Genomic DNA, 17,606 nt, shown 5'->3' with positions numbered 1-17,606 from the left:
CCTTAAAATACTTTAGCTTCAGACATTATTTGAATTGCTTTTAATGTTGAATCTTCACATTTTTCTTCTTGAATTTTTATTCCTGCTTCTTTTTTAGGAGGTTCATAGAAATTTATAATCTTAACATATGCTCCTTTTTCCACAACTTTTTCAACATTAGAAATTTCTAAATCATCAATAGGCATTCTTCTTGCTTTCATTTTATTTTTTATTGTTGGATATCTTGGATCATAATTTGGTTTAGTAACTGTTACTACACAAGGACAACTTGTCTCTACTACATTATAACCTTCTTCTGTTTCTTGATTAAAAGAAAATATATCTTCTTTATTTGAAACCTCTATTATATCTGTAACAAAACCTCTTCCTAATATTTCAGATATTTGAGCTCCTACTTGTCCGCAACCTGTATCTGTTGATTCTTTTCCACAAAAAATTATATCAAATTCTTTCCCATTTTCTTCTTCTAGTTTTCTTATTCCGCTTGCTAATATATAGGCTGTTCCTAATGCATCTGATTCTTTAAATTCTTTATCATTTATTAATACCGCTTTATTTCCTCCTACTGCTAAACAATTTTTTAAAGATTTTTCTGTACTTTTATCCCCTATACTTAATACAGTTATTTCTCCATCATTAGCTTCTTTAAATCTTGTTGCCATTTCTAAAGCGTATGTATCAAAAGCATTAACAACTTTTCCTATATCTTCTAATGCTGGTCTATTATCTTTTACTGAAACTTCCACAGAATCATCTGGAACTTGTTTTATACAAACTAAAATATTCATTACTTTCCTCCTAGTATTCTTAAATTCTTCCTATTATATTATTTGCTATTACTATTCTTTGAATTTCGTTTGTTCCTTCAAAAATTTGGAAAATTTTAGCATCTCTTATTAATTTTTCCACTGGATATTCTCTACTATATCCATATCCTCCAAATACTTGTATAGCTTCTGAAGCAACCTCCATTGCTATATCTCCTGCATAACATTTAGCTATTGCAGATTCTTTAGCATAAGGAAGACCCATATCCATTAATGTTAATGCATGAGCTACCATTTGACGAGCTGTTTCTGTTTTTATTTCCATATCTGCTATCTTAAACTGCATAGCTTGATTTTTTATAACTGGTTTCCCAAATTGAATTCTTTCTTTTCCATAAGCTATAGCTTCATCTATACCTCTTTGAGCTATTCCTGTTGCAATACAACCCATCCAAGTTCTAGCTTGATCTAGAGTTTTCATTGCTATTCCAAATCCTTTTCCTTCGACTCCTATTAAAGCTGATGCTGGTACTCTACAATCCTCAAATACAACATCACAAGTATTAGAAGTTCTTATTCCCATTTTATTTTCATGATTTCCTGTACTTAATCCTGGAGTTCCTGCTTCAATTAAAAACATTGAAATTCCTTTAACTCCTTTTGTTTTATCTGTCATTGCAGTTACACAATAAAAAGAAGCTACTCCTGCATTAGTAATAAAACATTTTCTTCCATTAAGTACATATTCATCTCCATCTTTAACTGCTGTAGTTTTACCTGCGCTTGCATCAGATCCTGCAGCTGGTTCTGTTAAACAAAAAGCTCCAAAACCACCTTCGATAACCAAATCACAAACTCTTTTCTTTTGTTCTTCATTTCCTGCAATTAATACTGGTTTCATTCCTAATCCACTAGCTGATATTGTTGTTGCAAAACCTGCATCTGCAATTGCCATCTCCTCCATTAAAGCAGCTACATCTATTCTGCTAAGTCCCATTCCACCATATTCTTCTGGAACTTCTAACATATGTAGTTGCATTTCAATTGCCTTATCATACATCTCTTTTGGCCATTCTCCACTTTTATCATATTCTTTACATTGTTCTTTTACTTCATTTTCACAAAAATCCTTAACATCTTCTAATAAATCTTTAGCATCATCTGAAATTATATAAGCCATAATTATATCCTCCATTTTATTTTATTTTTAGCTACTTTTTACAATTTATAACAAACTTTTCCTGGATTTAATACCATATTAGGATCAAACACATTCTTTATTTCTTTCATTAATCTCATATTAGTATCTCCTAGTGATTCTACTAAAAAATCTACCTTTCCATGTCCAATACCATGTTCTCCTGAAATTTGTCCTCCTAATTTAGTTGCTCTGCTATAAGCTTTCTCCATAAAGTTATCTGCTCTTTTTATAAATTCTTCTTTTTCTAATTCATTACTGCAAGCATAAATATGTAAATTACCATCACCTGCATGTCCAAAACTTTTAATTTTTAATCCAACTTCTCCTTCTAATGAATTAATATATTTTAAATATTCAGGTATTTTAGTAATTGGCACTACTACATCACATTCATCTAATAATTTTGTATCTGCAATTATTGCTTCAAGAAATGATCCTCTTGCTGCCCAAGCATCTCTTTTAAGTGCTGGAGTATCTGCAACTAAAACATCTAGAGCACCAGCTTCTAGAACAACTTCTGAAGCTTTTTCTATAATATCTTCTAACTCTTCTTCAGAATTACCATCAAAAGTAACTAATAAATAAGCTCCTACTTTTTCTCCTTCAACTTCTTTTGGGAATACTGATTTCCCCAAATAATTTTCTGAAGATAATACTATCTCTCTTTCCATAAATTCTAAAGCTTGCGGTGCTAAATGATTCATTTTAAATTTAGGAACAGTTGAAATACATTCATCTAAATCAACATATGGAATTATTAAACTAACAACTTCTTTTGGTTGAGGAATTAGTTTTAAAGTAAGCTCTGTTATTATTCCTAAAGTTCCTTCTGATCCTATCATTAAATTTAGTAAACTATAACCTGAACTTGTTTTAGAAACATTTGCTCCAAATTTTACAATTTCACCTGTAGGTAAAACAACTGTCATTGCCTTTACATAATCTCTAGTTGTTCCATACTTTACTGCTCTCATTCCCCCTGCATTAGTTGAAACATTTCCACCTAATGTAGCAAATTTTTCACCGGGATCTGGCGGATATAATAAATGTTTTTTGTTTGCAGCCTCAGCTAAATCGTTAAGTAAAACTCCTGGCTCAACTTTAACTATAAAATTTTCTAAATCCCACTCTAAAACTTTATTCATTTTAACTGTAGAAATAACTATTCCACCATGTATACAAACAGCTCCTCCTGCAAGTCCTGTTCCTGCACCTCTTGGAGTTACTGGTATTGAATTTTCATTGCAGATCTTCATGATTTCTGAAACTTCCTCTGTCGATAATACCTCTATAACAGCTTCTGGTATAGCTTTACCATAAATGGACATTTCATCATGAGAATAATCTTCATTGACTTCTTTTCCAAAATAAACTCTTTTAGGAGCTATCCCCTTAAATTTTTCAATTATTTCTGGTGTAATTTTATTATAAGTTTTCATAATTCCTCCTTAAATTTATTATCTTTAAATTTTTATTTTCTTAAATTGCTATTCCTTTAAAAACATAAGCTATTACTCCTAATATAATCATAAAGAAGAAATAGTACTTTATGACTATATTGAATATTCTACTTTCTTCTCCTGCTATTCCAACTGCCGCAACTCCTATTGCAATACTTTGAGGAGAAACCGCCTTAGCAGAAACAGCCCCACAAATATTTATAGCCGCCAACCACACTTCTGGTATTCCTAAAGTTTTTGCAGTTTGAGCTTGAAGACCTGTAAATAATACTACTGAAGGAGTTGCACTTCCTGCTACAAATGTAACTATAGATCCTACAAATGGAGCAATCAAAGGATAAAAACTTCCTGTTACTGCTACTGCTAAAGTAGCTATATCTCCAATCATTCCACTATATCCCATAATCTTAGCTGTTGCTATTACAGATACTATTGTTATAATTGTTTTTTTCATTTCTATTAAAGTTTTTATTAAAACTTCAAACATTTCTCCAAAAGAAGCTTTTTGAATACTTCCACCTATAAAACCTGCAATTAATATTATTATTCCTGGAGTTGCTATCCACGTAAATACATATTTACTTGCTCCAACACCCTTATATATCTGTACTGCTGTTTTTATTTTTGCTAATGGATTATGAATCATAGGAAATAAAGTTGAAGTTAATAATAATAAGCAAAGAATCAATATAAAAGGTAACCACGCTAGAATACCTCTAGAAAAAGAAATCTCTTTCTTTTCTATCTTATTTATATCTCTAATTACGTGATATTGTTTATTTTCTTCTGTTTCTTTAACAAAAATTCTTCCCGCTAATATTGTTGCTGCCATAGAAACTAATGCTCCTATTACTACTGGTAATTCTGGACCTATAAATTTAGCTACAAAATATTCTGGTATTAAAAATGCTACTCCAGATATTAATGTTACCCAAAACATTCCTTTCAAAGCTTTAAATGATCTTCCTATTGTTATTACCAAAATAAATGGAGTTAATATAACTATTGGAGAAGATTGCATTATTGCTGTTAAAGCAACTTTTCCTGCTGGAACTCCAATTATAGAACCTGCTGTTATTGCTGGAATTCCAATTGATCCACAAATAGTCGGTGTAGTATTAGATAACATACAAACTGCTGCTGCATATACTGGATTAACTCCTAATCCGTATAAAATACTTGCTGGAATAGCTACTGCAGTACCAAACCCTGCCATTCCTTCCATAAATCCTCCAAATCCCCATGCAATAATAAGCACAAGAACTCTCTTATCTACAGAAACTTTTGTTAACATCGCCTTTATTATCTCCATATTTTTTGTATGAACTATAATATTATAAACAAAAACTGCTGATACTATGGTTAAACAGATTGGCCAAATAGCTAAAGCCACTCCTTCTAATGCTGCTGTTAATGCTCCTATAAAAGGCATCTTCCAAAAAATAAGTGATAAAATAGTTGTAATTAATAACGCTATCGGACAAGCTTTATGTCCAGACATTTTAAACCAACTTAAACCAATTATAAGCCAGATAATTGGTAGAACCGCTAAAATAAATTTAAAAAACATCAAATGCACCTCCCTAAAAAATTAAACCCCTGTAATTTATTGTTAAGTAAAGAATCATTAGTAACTATTTTTTTATTTTATATATTTAAGCTCTTTTATTTTCTTTAATTGGTCCTACCAAGTTATAGGGTAATTCTATCCTTTTTATTATTTTTTGTCAAATTTAAAGTCGGCTTAAATTCGAGCAATTATAACTCTTTTTCTATTATTTTAGAATTTTTTGAACTATTTTTTTACAGAGACGCTTAGCAAGCGAGCTTTTTTTACATTTGAATTATTTATTTTCAATGTTCTTTTAGATTTATTTTTTATTCTTTTTTGATTAAAATTTAATCTGGTTTTTTATATAAAAAAAGATAAAATTATTTTTTCATTAGAAAACATTGTTTTTTCTTTATAAAATAGCTATTTAATGATATAATTAGTTCTAATAGATTAAAAGGAGTTTGATTCAAATGGAAAAAAATGAAAAGTCTTACGAAATTTTAATTAATTTTGTAAAAGATAATATTAAAAGTGGTCATTATAAGCTCGGAGATAAACTTCCTCCAGAAAGACAACTTGCTGAAAGTTTAAATATCAGTAGAAATTCTGTAAGAGAAGGGATTCGTATTTTAAATAGAATGGGAGCTTTAAAAGTAATACAAGGTTCTGGAAATTATATACATAATAATTTTTTAAAACCTTTGGAAGAACTTATAATTTTAATGGCTTCTCTGGAAGGGCATTCTAGTTTAAAGGAAATAATAGATTTTAGATACGCTCTAGAATTAGAGGCATTAACCCTTACAATTAATAAAATAACTCCTAGTCAATTAAAAGAAATTTCTATTTTCTTAAATATGCTTAAAAATTGTCAAACAGAAGAAATGAAATCTTTTTATGATAAAAAATTGCACTTTTATATAGCTGAACTTTCAGAAAATAGATATATTATTGATAATTTAAAAGCCTTTGATACATTACTAAATACTTTTATTGAAAACATAAGAGCTAAAATTTTTACAGATGAAGAAAATAAAGAAAAATTATTTAAATCACACGAAGAAATAGTTGAGGGATTATATGAAAAAAATCTTGAAAAATCAAGAAAAGCTCTAAATAAACATTTTGAATATATTTACAAATATATGACTAAATAAAAAATAAAAAAGGATTGATTATAAAAATAAATCAATCCTTTTTTATTAATTCTTATAAAAATTTTATATACAACAATTTTCTATTACTTTCAAATAAATTTTAACTATACTTTGCAAAGCATTCACATCATAACCAAATTTTGGATTATGTAAACCAAAAATATGACCTTTTTTTTCATTCCTAATCCCTGTGGCAAACATAAAAATAGGTGCTATATCTCCAAAAAACGAAAAATCTTCAGATCCTGTACTTTTGTTTTCTTCTATTACCTGAATCTTTAAATTCTGTGCTGCCTTTTTAATATTTTTTGATAATTTTTCATCATTTAACATTGGAGGATATTTTGGTTCAAAATACATATTTATCTTTATATCATATGCTTCTTCAAAACCTTTATTAATTTTTTCTATTCTTTCTCTGGAAACTTCAATATATTTTTTATCATACATTCTTATTGTTCCCTCTAATTGAATATTATTTGGAATTATATTTCTTGCTCCACCAGGTTTAAATTTACCATTTATTTTAGAACCTGTAAAAAATTTCCCTATAGTAAATAAATACATATCTCCTGGATGAATATTTCTTGAACGAATAGTTTGATAGGCTCCTATCAATTCAGAAGTTATAACAACAATGTCTATTCCTTTATGAGGATATGCTCCATGACCACCCTTTCCTTCTATATCCCATTTTATATTAATATTTTGGGCTGTCATAAATCCTGTATTAACACCTATTACCCCTTCTTTTAGTTCAGGTCTTAAATGTGTCGCATAAAAGCCTACTATATCGTTAGAATATTTTTTAAAATTTTTATCACTTATCACAACTTTAGCTCCTGCAAATCCCTCTTCTCCTGGTTGAAAGATAAATAATAATGATTTTTTTAATTTTATCCCTGAATTTATAAGTTCTTTAACCTCTAAAATAGTTTCTAATAAAGCCGAAGTATGTCCTGAGTGTCCACAAGCATGAGAATATCCTTCTTTTTTAGAAGGAGAACCGTGATTAGAATTATCTCCTAAAGGCAATGCGTCAATATCCGCTCTAAAAGCAATAATACTTTTCTCCTCCCCTTCAAAATATACTAACGTTCCTGTATTTGCAATCTTCTCGTATAAAATTTTTTTATTTTCTAAAGTTTTTCTTATAAAATTTGCAGTTTCATACTCTTGAAGTCCTAATTCTGGTATTGAATGTAAATAATTATCTAATTCTCTTAGTCTTTCTATTTTTTCCATTTAATCACCTTTAATTATTTTTCCATCGACTATAACATAAATTGGATCCTGTATAGTTACTAGTGGTTTATCTTTCCAAATAACAACATCCCCATCCTTTCCTTCTTCTAAACTTCCTAACCTATTTTCTATTCCCATTACTTTAGCAGGATTAATCGTAACTGCTTCAAAAGCTTTTTTATAATCCATTCCCTTAGAAATTGCTAATCCTGCACAAACTGGAAGATATTGTAAAGGAATTACCGGGGCATCTGTAATCAAGCAAACATCCCTTCCCACAGATAATTTAACAACATTTTCAAAACTTTTTCCTAGCAATTCTACTTTCCCTCTTCCTCCTAAACTTGGTCCAAGTAAAAGGGGAACTTCCTTTTTACTTTGTATATATTCTAAGATTTCTACTCCTCCTGTAACATGATCCAATGTATATTTAATATTAAACTCTTCTGAAATTCTTATAGCAGTAGCTATATCGTCTGCTCTATGAACATGAATTTTTAAAGGCTTTTCTCTTTTCATTATAGGAATCATTGCCTCACATTTTTTATCATATTCTCCATCTGTAGTTAAATATTTTTGGCACTTTAATAAAAATTCTCTTAACTCTGACGCAATTCCCATTCTTGTTGTTTCATATCTTTTTTTAGGATTTTCTCCTAAAGCTGCTTTCATACCAATATAAGGATTTATAACCATACTATCTATCACACCGCCATAAGTCTTTATACATGCAAATTGTCCACCTATAATATTTGCCGATCCTGGTCCACTAGCACAAGTAGTTATCCCTGCATTTACAGCCTCTTTAAAAGTTCTATCCTGAGGATTTATAGCATCTATTGCTCTTAAATGTGGAGATATTTTGCTATTTTTTTCATTATGTTCTGAATAAAATTCTCCTAACGAATCTCCCTTTAAACCTAAATGAGTATGTGCATCTATTAAACCAGGGGTTACATACATTCCTTTAGCATCAATTATTTTTTCATTTTCTAAACCTAAAATATTCTTTTTAATACTTTTTATTTTTCCTTTTTCTATAAAAATATCATATATATCTTCTTTCACTCCATAACTTAATATTTTCGCATTCTTTATAAGCATAATTCTCCTCCAAAATAAATATTATAATAAATTCATTGTTACTCCTGGTCCAATTGGAAGTTTAAATATAATCCAAACTATAAACATAACTGTCATTGTTAATAACAAAACCATAGAATAAGGTATCGTTAATGAAAATATAGTTCCCATTCCCATTTCTCTTTGTTCTGTTTCTCCTGGTCTTAAAGGTATCTTTCCTTGCATCTGATATTCAGCTAACAAACCAAGTAAAATAGGTAGAGCTGAATGTAAAGGAGAAATTATATTTGTACAAGAATCTCCTATTCTATAAGCTAATTGTGCATAAGCAGGGTGAACATTCAATACTGTAAACATAGGAACTACCATAGGAGCTATCAATAACCATTTTGAAGATCCACTAGTCATAAATGGATTAACAAAAGTTGTGATTAGTATTACTGTCAGACATAGAGCAATTAATCCTACATCTCCTTCTTTTAATATCTCAGCTCCTTTTATTGCTATAATTTTAAATATATTAGATTTATTTACTAAATCTATAAATATTGCTGCTGCTAATGTTGTTGTTAAAAATGGTACTGACTGAGTTATTCCTAAACTAATTATTCTAGGAATATCTCTAGAAGTTTTTATATATTTAGTAGCTATTCCATAAGGAATCCCTGTTGACATAAATAAAAAAGCTATTATAACGATAATTGATTTAAATAAAGGTGACTTAGGTAAAAAATTACCTGAAGAATTTCTAAAAAAAGCTCCTTGAGGAACTGTCAACATTAACATAACTACTATAAAAAATATAAATCCATACAATGCATATTTTAAACCTTTTTCTTGCTCTAAAGTCAATTTATGCTTTGATAAAAGTTCATTATCGATAACTCCATCACCATCTCCAACCATAGGAACTATAACTTTCTCAGTAAACAAAGTCACAGTTATTGCCATTATGAAAGTTGCACTTGCCATAAAAAAATAATTTACAACTGGATTTATTGCTACATCTAGGCCCATACTTCTTACTGCATTTTCTGTTATTCCTGCCAACAAGGCATCTGTTCCTGCCAAAAATAAATTAGCTGTAAATCCTCCACTAGCACCTACATACCCCAATATTATTCCAATTAATGGATTTCTACCTAAAGCAACAAATACTACCCCTCCTATTGATATAGCAAAAATAGTTCCTGCATCAGACATTAAATTAGCGTTTATAGCTATGAATACTAATGCAAAAGTTATTAGAGATTTAGGTGCCTTTAATAAATATTTTTTCATAAAAGTTTCGAAAAAACCTGTTTTTTCGATAAATGCACTCGCCACCATCATAATCATAACTAATTTTAAAGGCGCATATGAAACAAATATTGTTGGAATTTCTCTAACTAAATACTGTAAATTTTCTCTAGACAATAAATTAACAACTTTAATTGTTGTTTCTTTACTTGCCTCCCCTAATTTTTTAGAAACACCAAAATAAGTAACTTCAAATCCCATTTTACTTAACAAAAAAGATGCTACCATTGTGATCAAAATTAACCAAGTAAAAAGAATAAATGGATGTGGTAATTTATTCCCTCCTTTTTCAATGAGATCAATAAATTTTCCCATAAACGATTTTTTTTTGCTTTTTGCTTTCATAAATCCCCCCTTTTATTTATATAAAATTTTTAATTAATTATATTTATATAAGGTTTGCTTTCATTTGATATAAGGATAGTATCTTTTCTTTATTTTGTAAAGTCAGCTTTTTTTCAACAAATGATAATACATATATATAATTTATATGTGTCTATTTTTTTGGTATATTAATCTTTTTTTCTAAGCCTATTCTCCTTTTATTTTCTATATTTTATTTTTACTCATTTATTTTTTATATGCTCTTTTACCCTTGTATTATAAGATATTACAATGTATTTTAGTGTATTCAAAAATAAAAAACTGGTCTACTAAAATTATTTCTAATTTTAGTAGACCAGTTTTAATTACTCTTTATTTTAAAATTTCAAATAAATTTTCTTTTAATAATTTTAATGCAATTGATCTATGACTTATTTCATTTTTTTTATCTGGCATCTCTGCAGTTGTTTTTCCATATTCTTTTATATAAAAATACGGGTCATAACCAAATCCATATTCTCCTCTAGGTTCATCTATGATTTCCCCACAAACTTCTCCTTTAAAACTATAAGTCTCTCCTGTAGGTTTAGCTAATGTTATAACGCAAACAAATTTAGCCTTTCTATTTTTTATTCCCTTAAGTACATAGATTAATTTTTTATTATTCTCTTCATCTGTAGCTTTTTCTCCAGCATATCTAGCTGAAAAAACTCCTGGTTCTCCATTTAAAGCCTCCACACAAAGCCCTGAATCATCAGCAATTGTAATCATATTAGTAAATTTAGCAATTTCTAAAGCTTTTTTCTGGGAATTTTTTTCAAAAGTATCTCCATCTTCTTTAACATCAGGAATATTAATACCATCATTTATAGATAAAATCTCAATTCCTTCAACATTAAATATTTTTTCAATTTCTTTTATTTTATTTTTATTTCCTGTAGCTAAAAATATTCTCATATTTTCCTCCTACTCAAATATAGAAAATTCATCATGTAATGTTTGAGTTTGAACTTCAAATAACTCTTTTAAACCTATTTCTGCTAAATCTAAAAGTTGATTTAATTCTTTTCTAGAATAAGTTGCTTCTTCTCCTGTTCCTTGAACTTCTATAAATTCACCTTTGTCATTCATAACAACATTCATATCTACTTCTGCTGCTGAATCTTCAGTATATTTCAAATCTAGCATAGGTATCCCACTTACAACTCCTACACTAATTGCTGCTATCTTAGACTTCAAAGGATTTTGTTTTAATTTCCCAGCTTTGAGCATTCTTTCTATAGCCATAGCTAAAGCAATATATCCCCCAGTAATTGATGCTGTTCTTGTTCCTCCATCAGCTTGAATAACATCACAATCGATAGTTATTGTTCTTTCTCCAATTTTATCTAAATCTATACATGCTCTTAAAGCTCTTCCTATTAATCTTTGTATTTCCATTGTTCTTCCAGTAAGTTTTCCTCTAGCTGACTCTCTATTATTTCTTTCTCCTGTTGCTCTAGGCAGCATAGAATACTCTGCAGTTATCCATCCTTTTCCTTGATTTCTTAAAAAAGGTGGAACTCTATCAGAAATAGAAGCTGTACATATTACTTTTGTATTTCCAAATGAAATTAAAACTGATCCTTCTGCATGCATTGTATAATTTCTTATTACATTAACTTTTCTAGTATTATCAACTTCTCTTCCATCTTCTCTAACTATTCTTTCCATTTACTTTTCTCCCTTTAAATTGTATATTGTATAAATTTGTGTATACTCCATTTTTAGATAATAATTCCTCATGTTTCCCAATCTCAACTATTTTTCCTTTATTCATAACAATTATTTTATCTGAAGAAATAATTGTAGAAAGTCTATGAGCTATAACAAAAGTAGTTCTTCCTATCATTAACTTATCCAATGCTTCTTGGACCAATTTTTCAGATTCAGTATCTAATGCTGAAGTTGCTTCGTCCAATATCATTATAGATGGATTTTGAATTAAGGCTCTTGCTATAGCTATCCTCTGCTTTTGACCTCCTGAAAGTAATACTCCACGCTCTCCTACTTCAGTTTCAAAGCCTTTCTCTAAACTACAAATAAATTCATAAGCATTTGCCATTTTTGCAGCTTCCATAATTTTTTCCATCCCTATATTTTCTTTTCCAAAAGCAATATTTTCAGCTATTGTTCCACTAAATAAAAATGTATCTTGAGGAACCATTCCTATATGAGATCTATACTGTTTTAATGAATAATCTTTAACATTTACTTCATTAATTTTTATCTTTCCTGAATCAACATCATAAAATCTAGGAATCATATTCACTAAAGTAGTTTTCCCACTGCCACTACTTCCTACAAAAGCAACTACTTCCCCCTTGCCAACTTCAAAAGATATATCTTTTAATACTTTTGTTTCACTTTCTGGATATGTAAAATTAACATTCTCAAAAGAAATTTTATCTACTTCTCCTGTAAATACTGCTGGTTTATCAGAATAAGTATCTACTTCTTTACTTTCATTAAATATTTCCATTACCCTGTCTCCTGACGGCAATATTTCATATAATTCACTATTTCTTTTAACTAGCCTCTTTAAAGGTTGCTGCATAAGTCCTATTGCAGTTATAAATGAGACTAACTCTCCAGCTGTAAAACTTTTAGTATAAACTATTGAGTAGCCTCCGTAAGCTGCAACAAGTAATATCATTATTGTTGCTAACAATTCATTTAATGGTGATATCTTCGCCTTTATTTTTTTAGCACGATATATCCTATCCATCTCACCCTGAGTTACTCCTTTATACTTTTCCACTATCTCATCTATTTTATTAAATCCTTTTATAACTTGTATCCCTGCTAAAGATTCTTGCATAAAAGCTGTTGCATCTCCAATGGTATCCTGTCTTCTTCTTCCAGACTTTCTTAACTTTTTAGTATATTTTTTAATAATACCTATCATAGCTGGTACAACTGTAATTGATATTGTTGCTAATAAAAAATCAACTTGAAACATTCTGACTAAAAAAGCTAAAACCGTTATTCCTTCTCTTAGCATATCAAACATCAAGAACCCTATTCTTCCAAGACTCGATGAATCTCCTGAAAGTCTTGCCATAATATCTCCTAATTTATTTTTATTAAAGTAAGATATTGGTAAATGTTCTAAATACTGAAATATATCTATTTTAATATCTCTTCTTATCTTTTCTGTTAAATAAGTAGAAGTTATTTCAGCATAGTAAGCTGAAATTAATTTTAAAATCGTTGTTATAAAAATTGCTGCACCAACAATCATCATCATTCTTCCATTTTTTGAAATTAAAACATCATCTATTAAATATTTAGAAAGCCAAGCTGGAGCTGTTCCTAATCCTGATGATACAATAGATAATAAAACCGTTATCATTAACCATTTTTTATATTTTAAACTATATTTTAAGAACCCTGCTAAAGAGTCACTTTTATAGACTTGTCCTATTTTTTCTTTAATCATTAATTTTCCCTCTCAATATGTAGTCACCATAATTTTTAACTATATCTCTTCCTGATAACTTTTTTCTTACCTTTTTTATTTTTCTATAATATTCTTCTTTATTTTTTTCAAGAATATTCATATATTTTAAAATTTCATTTTTTTCACATCTTTCTTGAAGTAATTCTGGATACACCTCTTCATTTAAAGCTATATTAGGAAGAGATACTAGCCCGACTTTTAAGATTTTCTTTGCAATAAATGCATTTATAGCTCCAACTTTATATAAAACTATTGTAGGAATTCCCATAATAGAAAGTTCTAAAGTTACTGTTCCTGAAGCAGCTATTGCTAATTTAGATTTTTTCACATTATCTTCTAAGCTACCATATTCTATTACTAAATTAACATACTTTCTCAAATCCTCATGAATCCATTCTAAAATTTTCTTGTTTGGTAATTTTAAAATAAAATTACTTTCTTTTTTTTCTTCAACTATTTCTAACATAATTGGTAAAAGAGATTCTATTTCTTGCTTCCTGCTTCCTGGAAGTAATAAAATATTTTTTCCTTTTTCTTCTATGTAAGAATATTTTTCAAAAAAAGGATTTCCATAATAAATAACTTCCACTCCATGAGATCTATAAAATTCAACTTCCCATGGAAAAATCACTAAAATATGATCTGCTAACTTTAATTTCTTTATCCTTTTTTCTCCCCAAATCCAAATTTTAGGAGGAATATAATAAAAAACTTCTACATCAGGAGCATATCTTTTTAATAATTTTAAAAAAGCTAAGTTAAATCCTCCATAATCAACTAAGATTACTTTATCAACTTTATTAACAATTATAAATTCTAAATATTCTTTTGCTTTTGCTTTTAAAAATCTATATTTTTTTAAAGCTTCTACAAATCCCATAACAGCTAGATCTTTAATATCATATATAATATTAACCCCTAGTTTTCTACTATGTTCCCCTGCCACTCCATAAAACTTAATAGTTTTATCTATTTTTAACATATTCTTTATTAAATAAGAAAGGTGCAAATCTCCAGATACCTCACCAGTAGATACAAATATTTTCATAATTCTCCTCTTAAGGTTTAATTCCCATAATAAATATATTATTTTCATTTGCTAATTTTATAGATTCATTTTTATCTATAAATATCATTTTCCCAGCTTCTCCAACTATTCCTTTAGCTTTTATTTTTATAAGCGTTTTTATTGTATCTATTCCTACTGTTGGAATATCTACTCTCATATCTTGTTGAGGTCTTGCCATTTTTACAACAATACAATTATCACCACCTAACTCTCCGCCTCTTAAAATAGCTTTATCTGTTCCTTCTATTCCCTCTAATGCAATTACTGAATAATCTTTACATACTACAGTTTGCCCTGCATCTACTTCACTTAATTTTTTAGCTGCCTCTATTCCTACTCTAATCGTTTTTAAATCATTCTTATCCGGTGAACTTTTTGTGTATAATTTTTCTTGAAATAATATTTCTTTCAAAAGATAATTTTGGGGCAATACCTTTATTTTATTTAATCTAAAAAAGCTTATAACGCCAAAAAGGAGAGTCTCATCTTTCCTATCTGGAAGACTCTCTATTATAGCTTTACCATATTGATCTAATTGTATCTCTTTGAACATTATTTCTTTTTCTACTTTACCTAAAAATATAATTTTAGATATATTATTTTTTATAAAATATTTAGTAATCTCACCAACTTGGCCTATATTAAATTTAATAAAATTTTTATGCTGTTTTATCTCTTCCTCTATGCTTTCAAATAAGCCTATTGGAAAAAATTCTATATCTTTATTTATATCTTTTATTTCTTTCATAAAGCAAATAGGTAATTTTCCATTTCCGACTATTACACCTATTTTTTCCATTATTTAGCTATCCCCCGATTACTATTTCTTATAAAATCAACTAACTTTTCAACAGATTTATTTCCCTTATAATTTTCTTCTAATTCAGCTAAAGCTCCTTTTAAAGGAAGTTTTTTTCTAAAAATAATTCTATAAGCTCTTTTTAAAGTTCTTAAATCGTCATCTGTAAATCCTCTTCTTCTAAGACCAACACTATTTAATCCTACTGGAACAGCTTTGTTTCCATCAGCCAATATAAATGGACAAATATCTTGGGTCACTGCAGACGCTCCTCCAACCATTGCATGATCACCAATTTTACAAAATTGATGAACAGGAGTTAATCCACCTACAATAACAAAATTTCCTATTACAACATGACCTGCTAGGGTTGCATTATTAGAAAATATACAATTATTACCGACAATAACATCATGAGCTACATGAACATAAGACATTAGTAAATTGTTATCTCCTATTCTTGTTTCCCATCTATCATCTGTTCCTCTGTGTATAGTCACAAACTCTCTAATAGTATTATTATCTCCTATTATAGTTTTGGTAGGTTCTCCTTTATATTTTAAATCTTGAGATGCTTTTCCTATTGAAGCAAAAGAATAAATTGTATTATTTTTTCCTATTTCAGTAATTCCCTCTATAACAGTATGAGACTGAATTGTTGTCCCTTCTCCAATTTTAACATCTTTTCCAATAATGCAAAAAGGTCCTATTTTTACATTATCTCCAATTAAAGCGCCCTCTTCAACTATAGAAGTACTATGTATTTCAACCACTTTATTCCCCCTAACACATTATTTTTCCATAATTGAAAATGTAAATTTTGCTTCTGTTACAACCTTTCCATCTACTTTAGCAACACCTTCTGCTTTTATAATATTTCTTCTTTGTTTTAAAATTTTAGCCTCATATATCATTTGATCTCCAGGTCTTACTGGAGCTTTAAATTTAACTGACTCAAATGCTGCAAAATAAGGTACTTTTCCTTTCCCTTCTTCTCCATATTGTTCAAACACTAAAACTCCTAGAGCTTGAGCTAATCCTTCAACAATCATTACCCCTGGAACTATTGGATGTCCTGGAAAATGACCATTAAAAAATTCTTCATTTATTGTTACATTTTTTAATCCTACTACTGTTTTTTCCTCTAAGTTAACTTCTAATATTCTATCCACTAATAAAAATGGATATCTATGTGGTATTCTCTTCATTATTTCTAAAGTATCTAACATAATTTTATATTTCCTCCTTAATATTGTATCAATATATTATACCAAATTTTTATATTTTTTGTATATTTTTTTATTTTTTTATATTTTTGATTAAATTTGCAAACTCAATATCAAGAGCATGCCCAGCTTTTATAGCTATAATATGACCTCTTATAGGCTTATTTAAAACCTTTAAATCTCCTATTAAATCTAATATTTTATGTCTTACAAATTCGTCTTCATATCTAAGACCTCCAGGATTCATTACTCCATCTTTTTCTATAACAATAGCATTGTCTAAAGTTCCTCCTAATGCTAAATTATTTTTTTTCAAATATTCAATTTCATAATCAAATCCAAAAGTTCTTGCATTAGCTATATTTTTTTTATAATTATCTAAAGTTATATCTAATTCTAACATTTGACTCTTTAAAAAAGTATGATCAAATTTTATCGTATATGTTATCTTGTAACCATCATAAGGTAAAGCTATTATATGTTTATCTCCTTTAGTTAAATAAACCGGATTGCTTATTTCTAATTCTTCTATTTCAGTTTGTAAATCTTCTATTCCCACTTCTTCTATTTTTTCTATGAAAACTCTTGCACTCCCATCACAAATTGGCAATTCGTTGTCTTCTAATTCTACAATCAAATCTGTTATACCTAAAATATACAAAGCTGATAAAAAATGTTCTATTGTATAAACTGAAGCTCCAAATTTATTTTTTAAATTTGTTCCTCTTGTTAAATCAAAAGTGTTTTCCAAGCTTAGTCTTATTTCATTTTTTCCTTCTTCCAAATCAACTCTTCTAAAAACAATCCCACCTTCTTTTGCTGGTATTAAATGTAATTTTATTTTATTTCCTTTATGAAGTCCAATTCCTTCATAAAATATATCTGTTTTTATAGTTTTTCTATTCATCTTTTCTCCTAT

Annotated in this window: 16 protein-coding genes; 1 reads left to right on the top strand and 15 read right to left on the bottom strand. The window is 28.6% G+C overall.

Annotation, left to right across the window (positions count from 1 at the left end; genetic code table 11):
* Positions 1-2: 2 nt before the first annotated feature.
* The 4 genes from Q7K47_07670 to Q7K47_07655 are packed head-to-tail and all read right to left on the bottom strand — an operon-like array spanning position 3 to position 4,998.
* Positions 3-788 carry an electron transfer flavoprotein subunit beta/FixA family protein gene (locus tag Q7K47_07670; protein MDP0507079.1) on the bottom strand — a complete coding sequence of 262 codons (786 nt, stop codon included), beginning with the start codon at positions 786-788 and terminating at the stop codon, positions 3-5.
* A gap of 19 nt (positions 789-807) precedes the next feature.
* Positions 808-1,947 carry an acyl-CoA dehydrogenase family protein gene (locus Q7K47_07665; GenBank protein ID MDP0507078.1) on the bottom strand — a complete coding sequence of 380 codons (1,140 nt, stop codon included), beginning with the start codon at positions 1,945-1,947 and terminating at the stop codon, positions 808-810.
* Positions 1,948-1,985: 38 nt separating this feature from the next.
* Positions 1,986-3,407, bottom strand: a complete 1,422-nt coding sequence (locus Q7K47_07660) for an FAD-binding oxidoreductase (GenBank protein MDP0507077.1) — start codon at positions 3,405-3,407, stop codon at positions 1,986-1,988.
* Positions 3,408-3,447: 40 nt separating this feature from the next.
* Entirely contained in the window at positions 3,448-4,998 is a 1,551-nt protein-coding gene (locus Q7K47_07655; GenBank protein ID MDP0507076.1) for a lactate permease LctP family transporter, read from the bottom strand.
* 455 nt (positions 4,999-5,453) lie between these two features.
* On the opposite strand from Q7K47_07655, the gene Q7K47_07650 reads away from it, so the two are divergent.
* Entirely contained in the window at positions 5,454-6,140 is a 687-nt protein-coding gene (locus Q7K47_07650; GenBank protein MDP0507075.1) for a GntR family transcriptional regulator, read from the top strand.
* A 63-nt stretch (positions 6,141-6,203) separates the two neighbouring features.
* Here Q7K47_07650 and Q7K47_07645 read toward each other — a convergent pair whose 3' ends face one another.
* From Q7K47_07645 to lpxC, 11 genes are all read right to left on the bottom strand, one after another.
* Positions 6,204-7,385, bottom strand: coding sequence for a M20 family metallopeptidase (locus Q7K47_07645; GenBank protein MDP0507074.1), 1,182 nt, complete (start codon positions 7,383-7,385; stop codon positions 6,204-6,206).
* On the bottom strand, positions 7,386-8,489 hold the full coding sequence (locus Q7K47_07640; GenBank protein ID MDP0507073.1) for an amidohydrolase: 1,104 nt from the start codon (positions 8,487-8,489) through the stop codon (positions 7,386-7,388). It lies immediately after the preceding gene.
* Positions 8,490-8,510: 21 nt separating this feature from the next.
* Positions 8,511-10,112 (bottom strand): AbgT family transporter, encoded by a 1,602-nt coding sequence (locus Q7K47_07635; GenBank protein ID MDP0507072.1) that lies wholly within the window; start codon positions 10,110-10,112, stop codon positions 8,511-8,513.
* 351 nt (positions 10,113-10,463) lie between these two features.
* Positions 10,464-11,048: an XTP/dITP diphosphatase gene (locus Q7K47_07630; GenBank protein MDP0507071.1), complete on the bottom strand. Its 585-nt coding sequence runs from the start codon at positions 11,046-11,048 to the stop codon at positions 10,464-10,466.
* Between the two features lie 9 nt (positions 11,049-11,057).
* On the bottom strand, positions 11,058-11,804 hold the full coding sequence (gene rph / locus Q7K47_07625; GenBank protein MDP0507070.1) for a ribonuclease PH: 747 nt from the start codon (positions 11,802-11,804) through the stop codon (positions 11,058-11,060).
* A complete protein-coding gene (locus Q7K47_07620) occupies positions 11,788-13,572 on the bottom strand; it encodes an ABC transporter ATP-binding protein (GenBank protein ID MDP0507069.1) in 1,785 nt (594 codons plus the stop codon). Before Q7K47_07620 ends, rph begins: the two co-directional genes overlap by 17 nt.
* Positions 13,565-14,641 (bottom strand): lipid-A-disaccharide synthase, encoded by a 1,077-nt coding sequence (gene lpxB / locus Q7K47_07615; GenBank protein MDP0507068.1) that lies wholly within the window; start codon positions 14,639-14,641, stop codon positions 13,565-13,567. Before lpxB ends, Q7K47_07620 begins: the two co-directional genes overlap by 8 nt.
* A gap of 10 nt (positions 14,642-14,651) precedes the next feature.
* A complete protein-coding gene (gene lpxI, locus Q7K47_07610; GenBank protein MDP0507067.1) occupies positions 14,652-15,461 on the bottom strand; it encodes a UDP-2,3-diacylglucosamine diphosphatase LpxI in 810 nt (269 codons plus the stop codon).
* On the bottom strand, positions 15,461-16,234 hold the full coding sequence (lpxA, locus tag Q7K47_07605; GenBank protein MDP0507066.1) for an acyl-ACP--UDP-N-acetylglucosamine O-acyltransferase: 774 nt from the start codon (positions 16,232-16,234) through the stop codon (positions 15,461-15,463). Before lpxA ends, lpxI begins: the two co-directional genes overlap by 1 nt.
* A gap of 18 nt (positions 16,235-16,252) precedes the next feature.
* Positions 16,253-16,690 carry a 3-hydroxyacyl-ACP dehydratase FabZ gene (gene fabZ, locus Q7K47_07600; protein ID MDP0507065.1) on the bottom strand — a complete coding sequence of 146 codons (438 nt, stop codon included), beginning with the start codon at positions 16,688-16,690 and terminating at the stop codon, positions 16,253-16,255.
* A 70-nt stretch (positions 16,691-16,760) separates the two neighbouring features.
* Entirely contained in the window at positions 16,761-17,594 is an 834-nt protein-coding gene (lpxC, locus tag Q7K47_07595) for a UDP-3-O-acyl-N-acetylglucosamine deacetylase (GenBank protein MDP0507064.1), read from the bottom strand.
* Between the last annotated feature and the right edge of the window lie 12 nt (positions 17,595-17,606).

The organism is Fusobacterium sp. JB019, assembly GCA_030673965.1.
GTDB lineage: Bacteria > Fusobacteriota > Fusobacteriia > Fusobacteriales > Fusobacteriaceae > Fusobacterium_B.
Note: the sequence above shows the minus strand (reverse complement) of the source record. Positions and strands in the feature narration are given on the sequence as shown.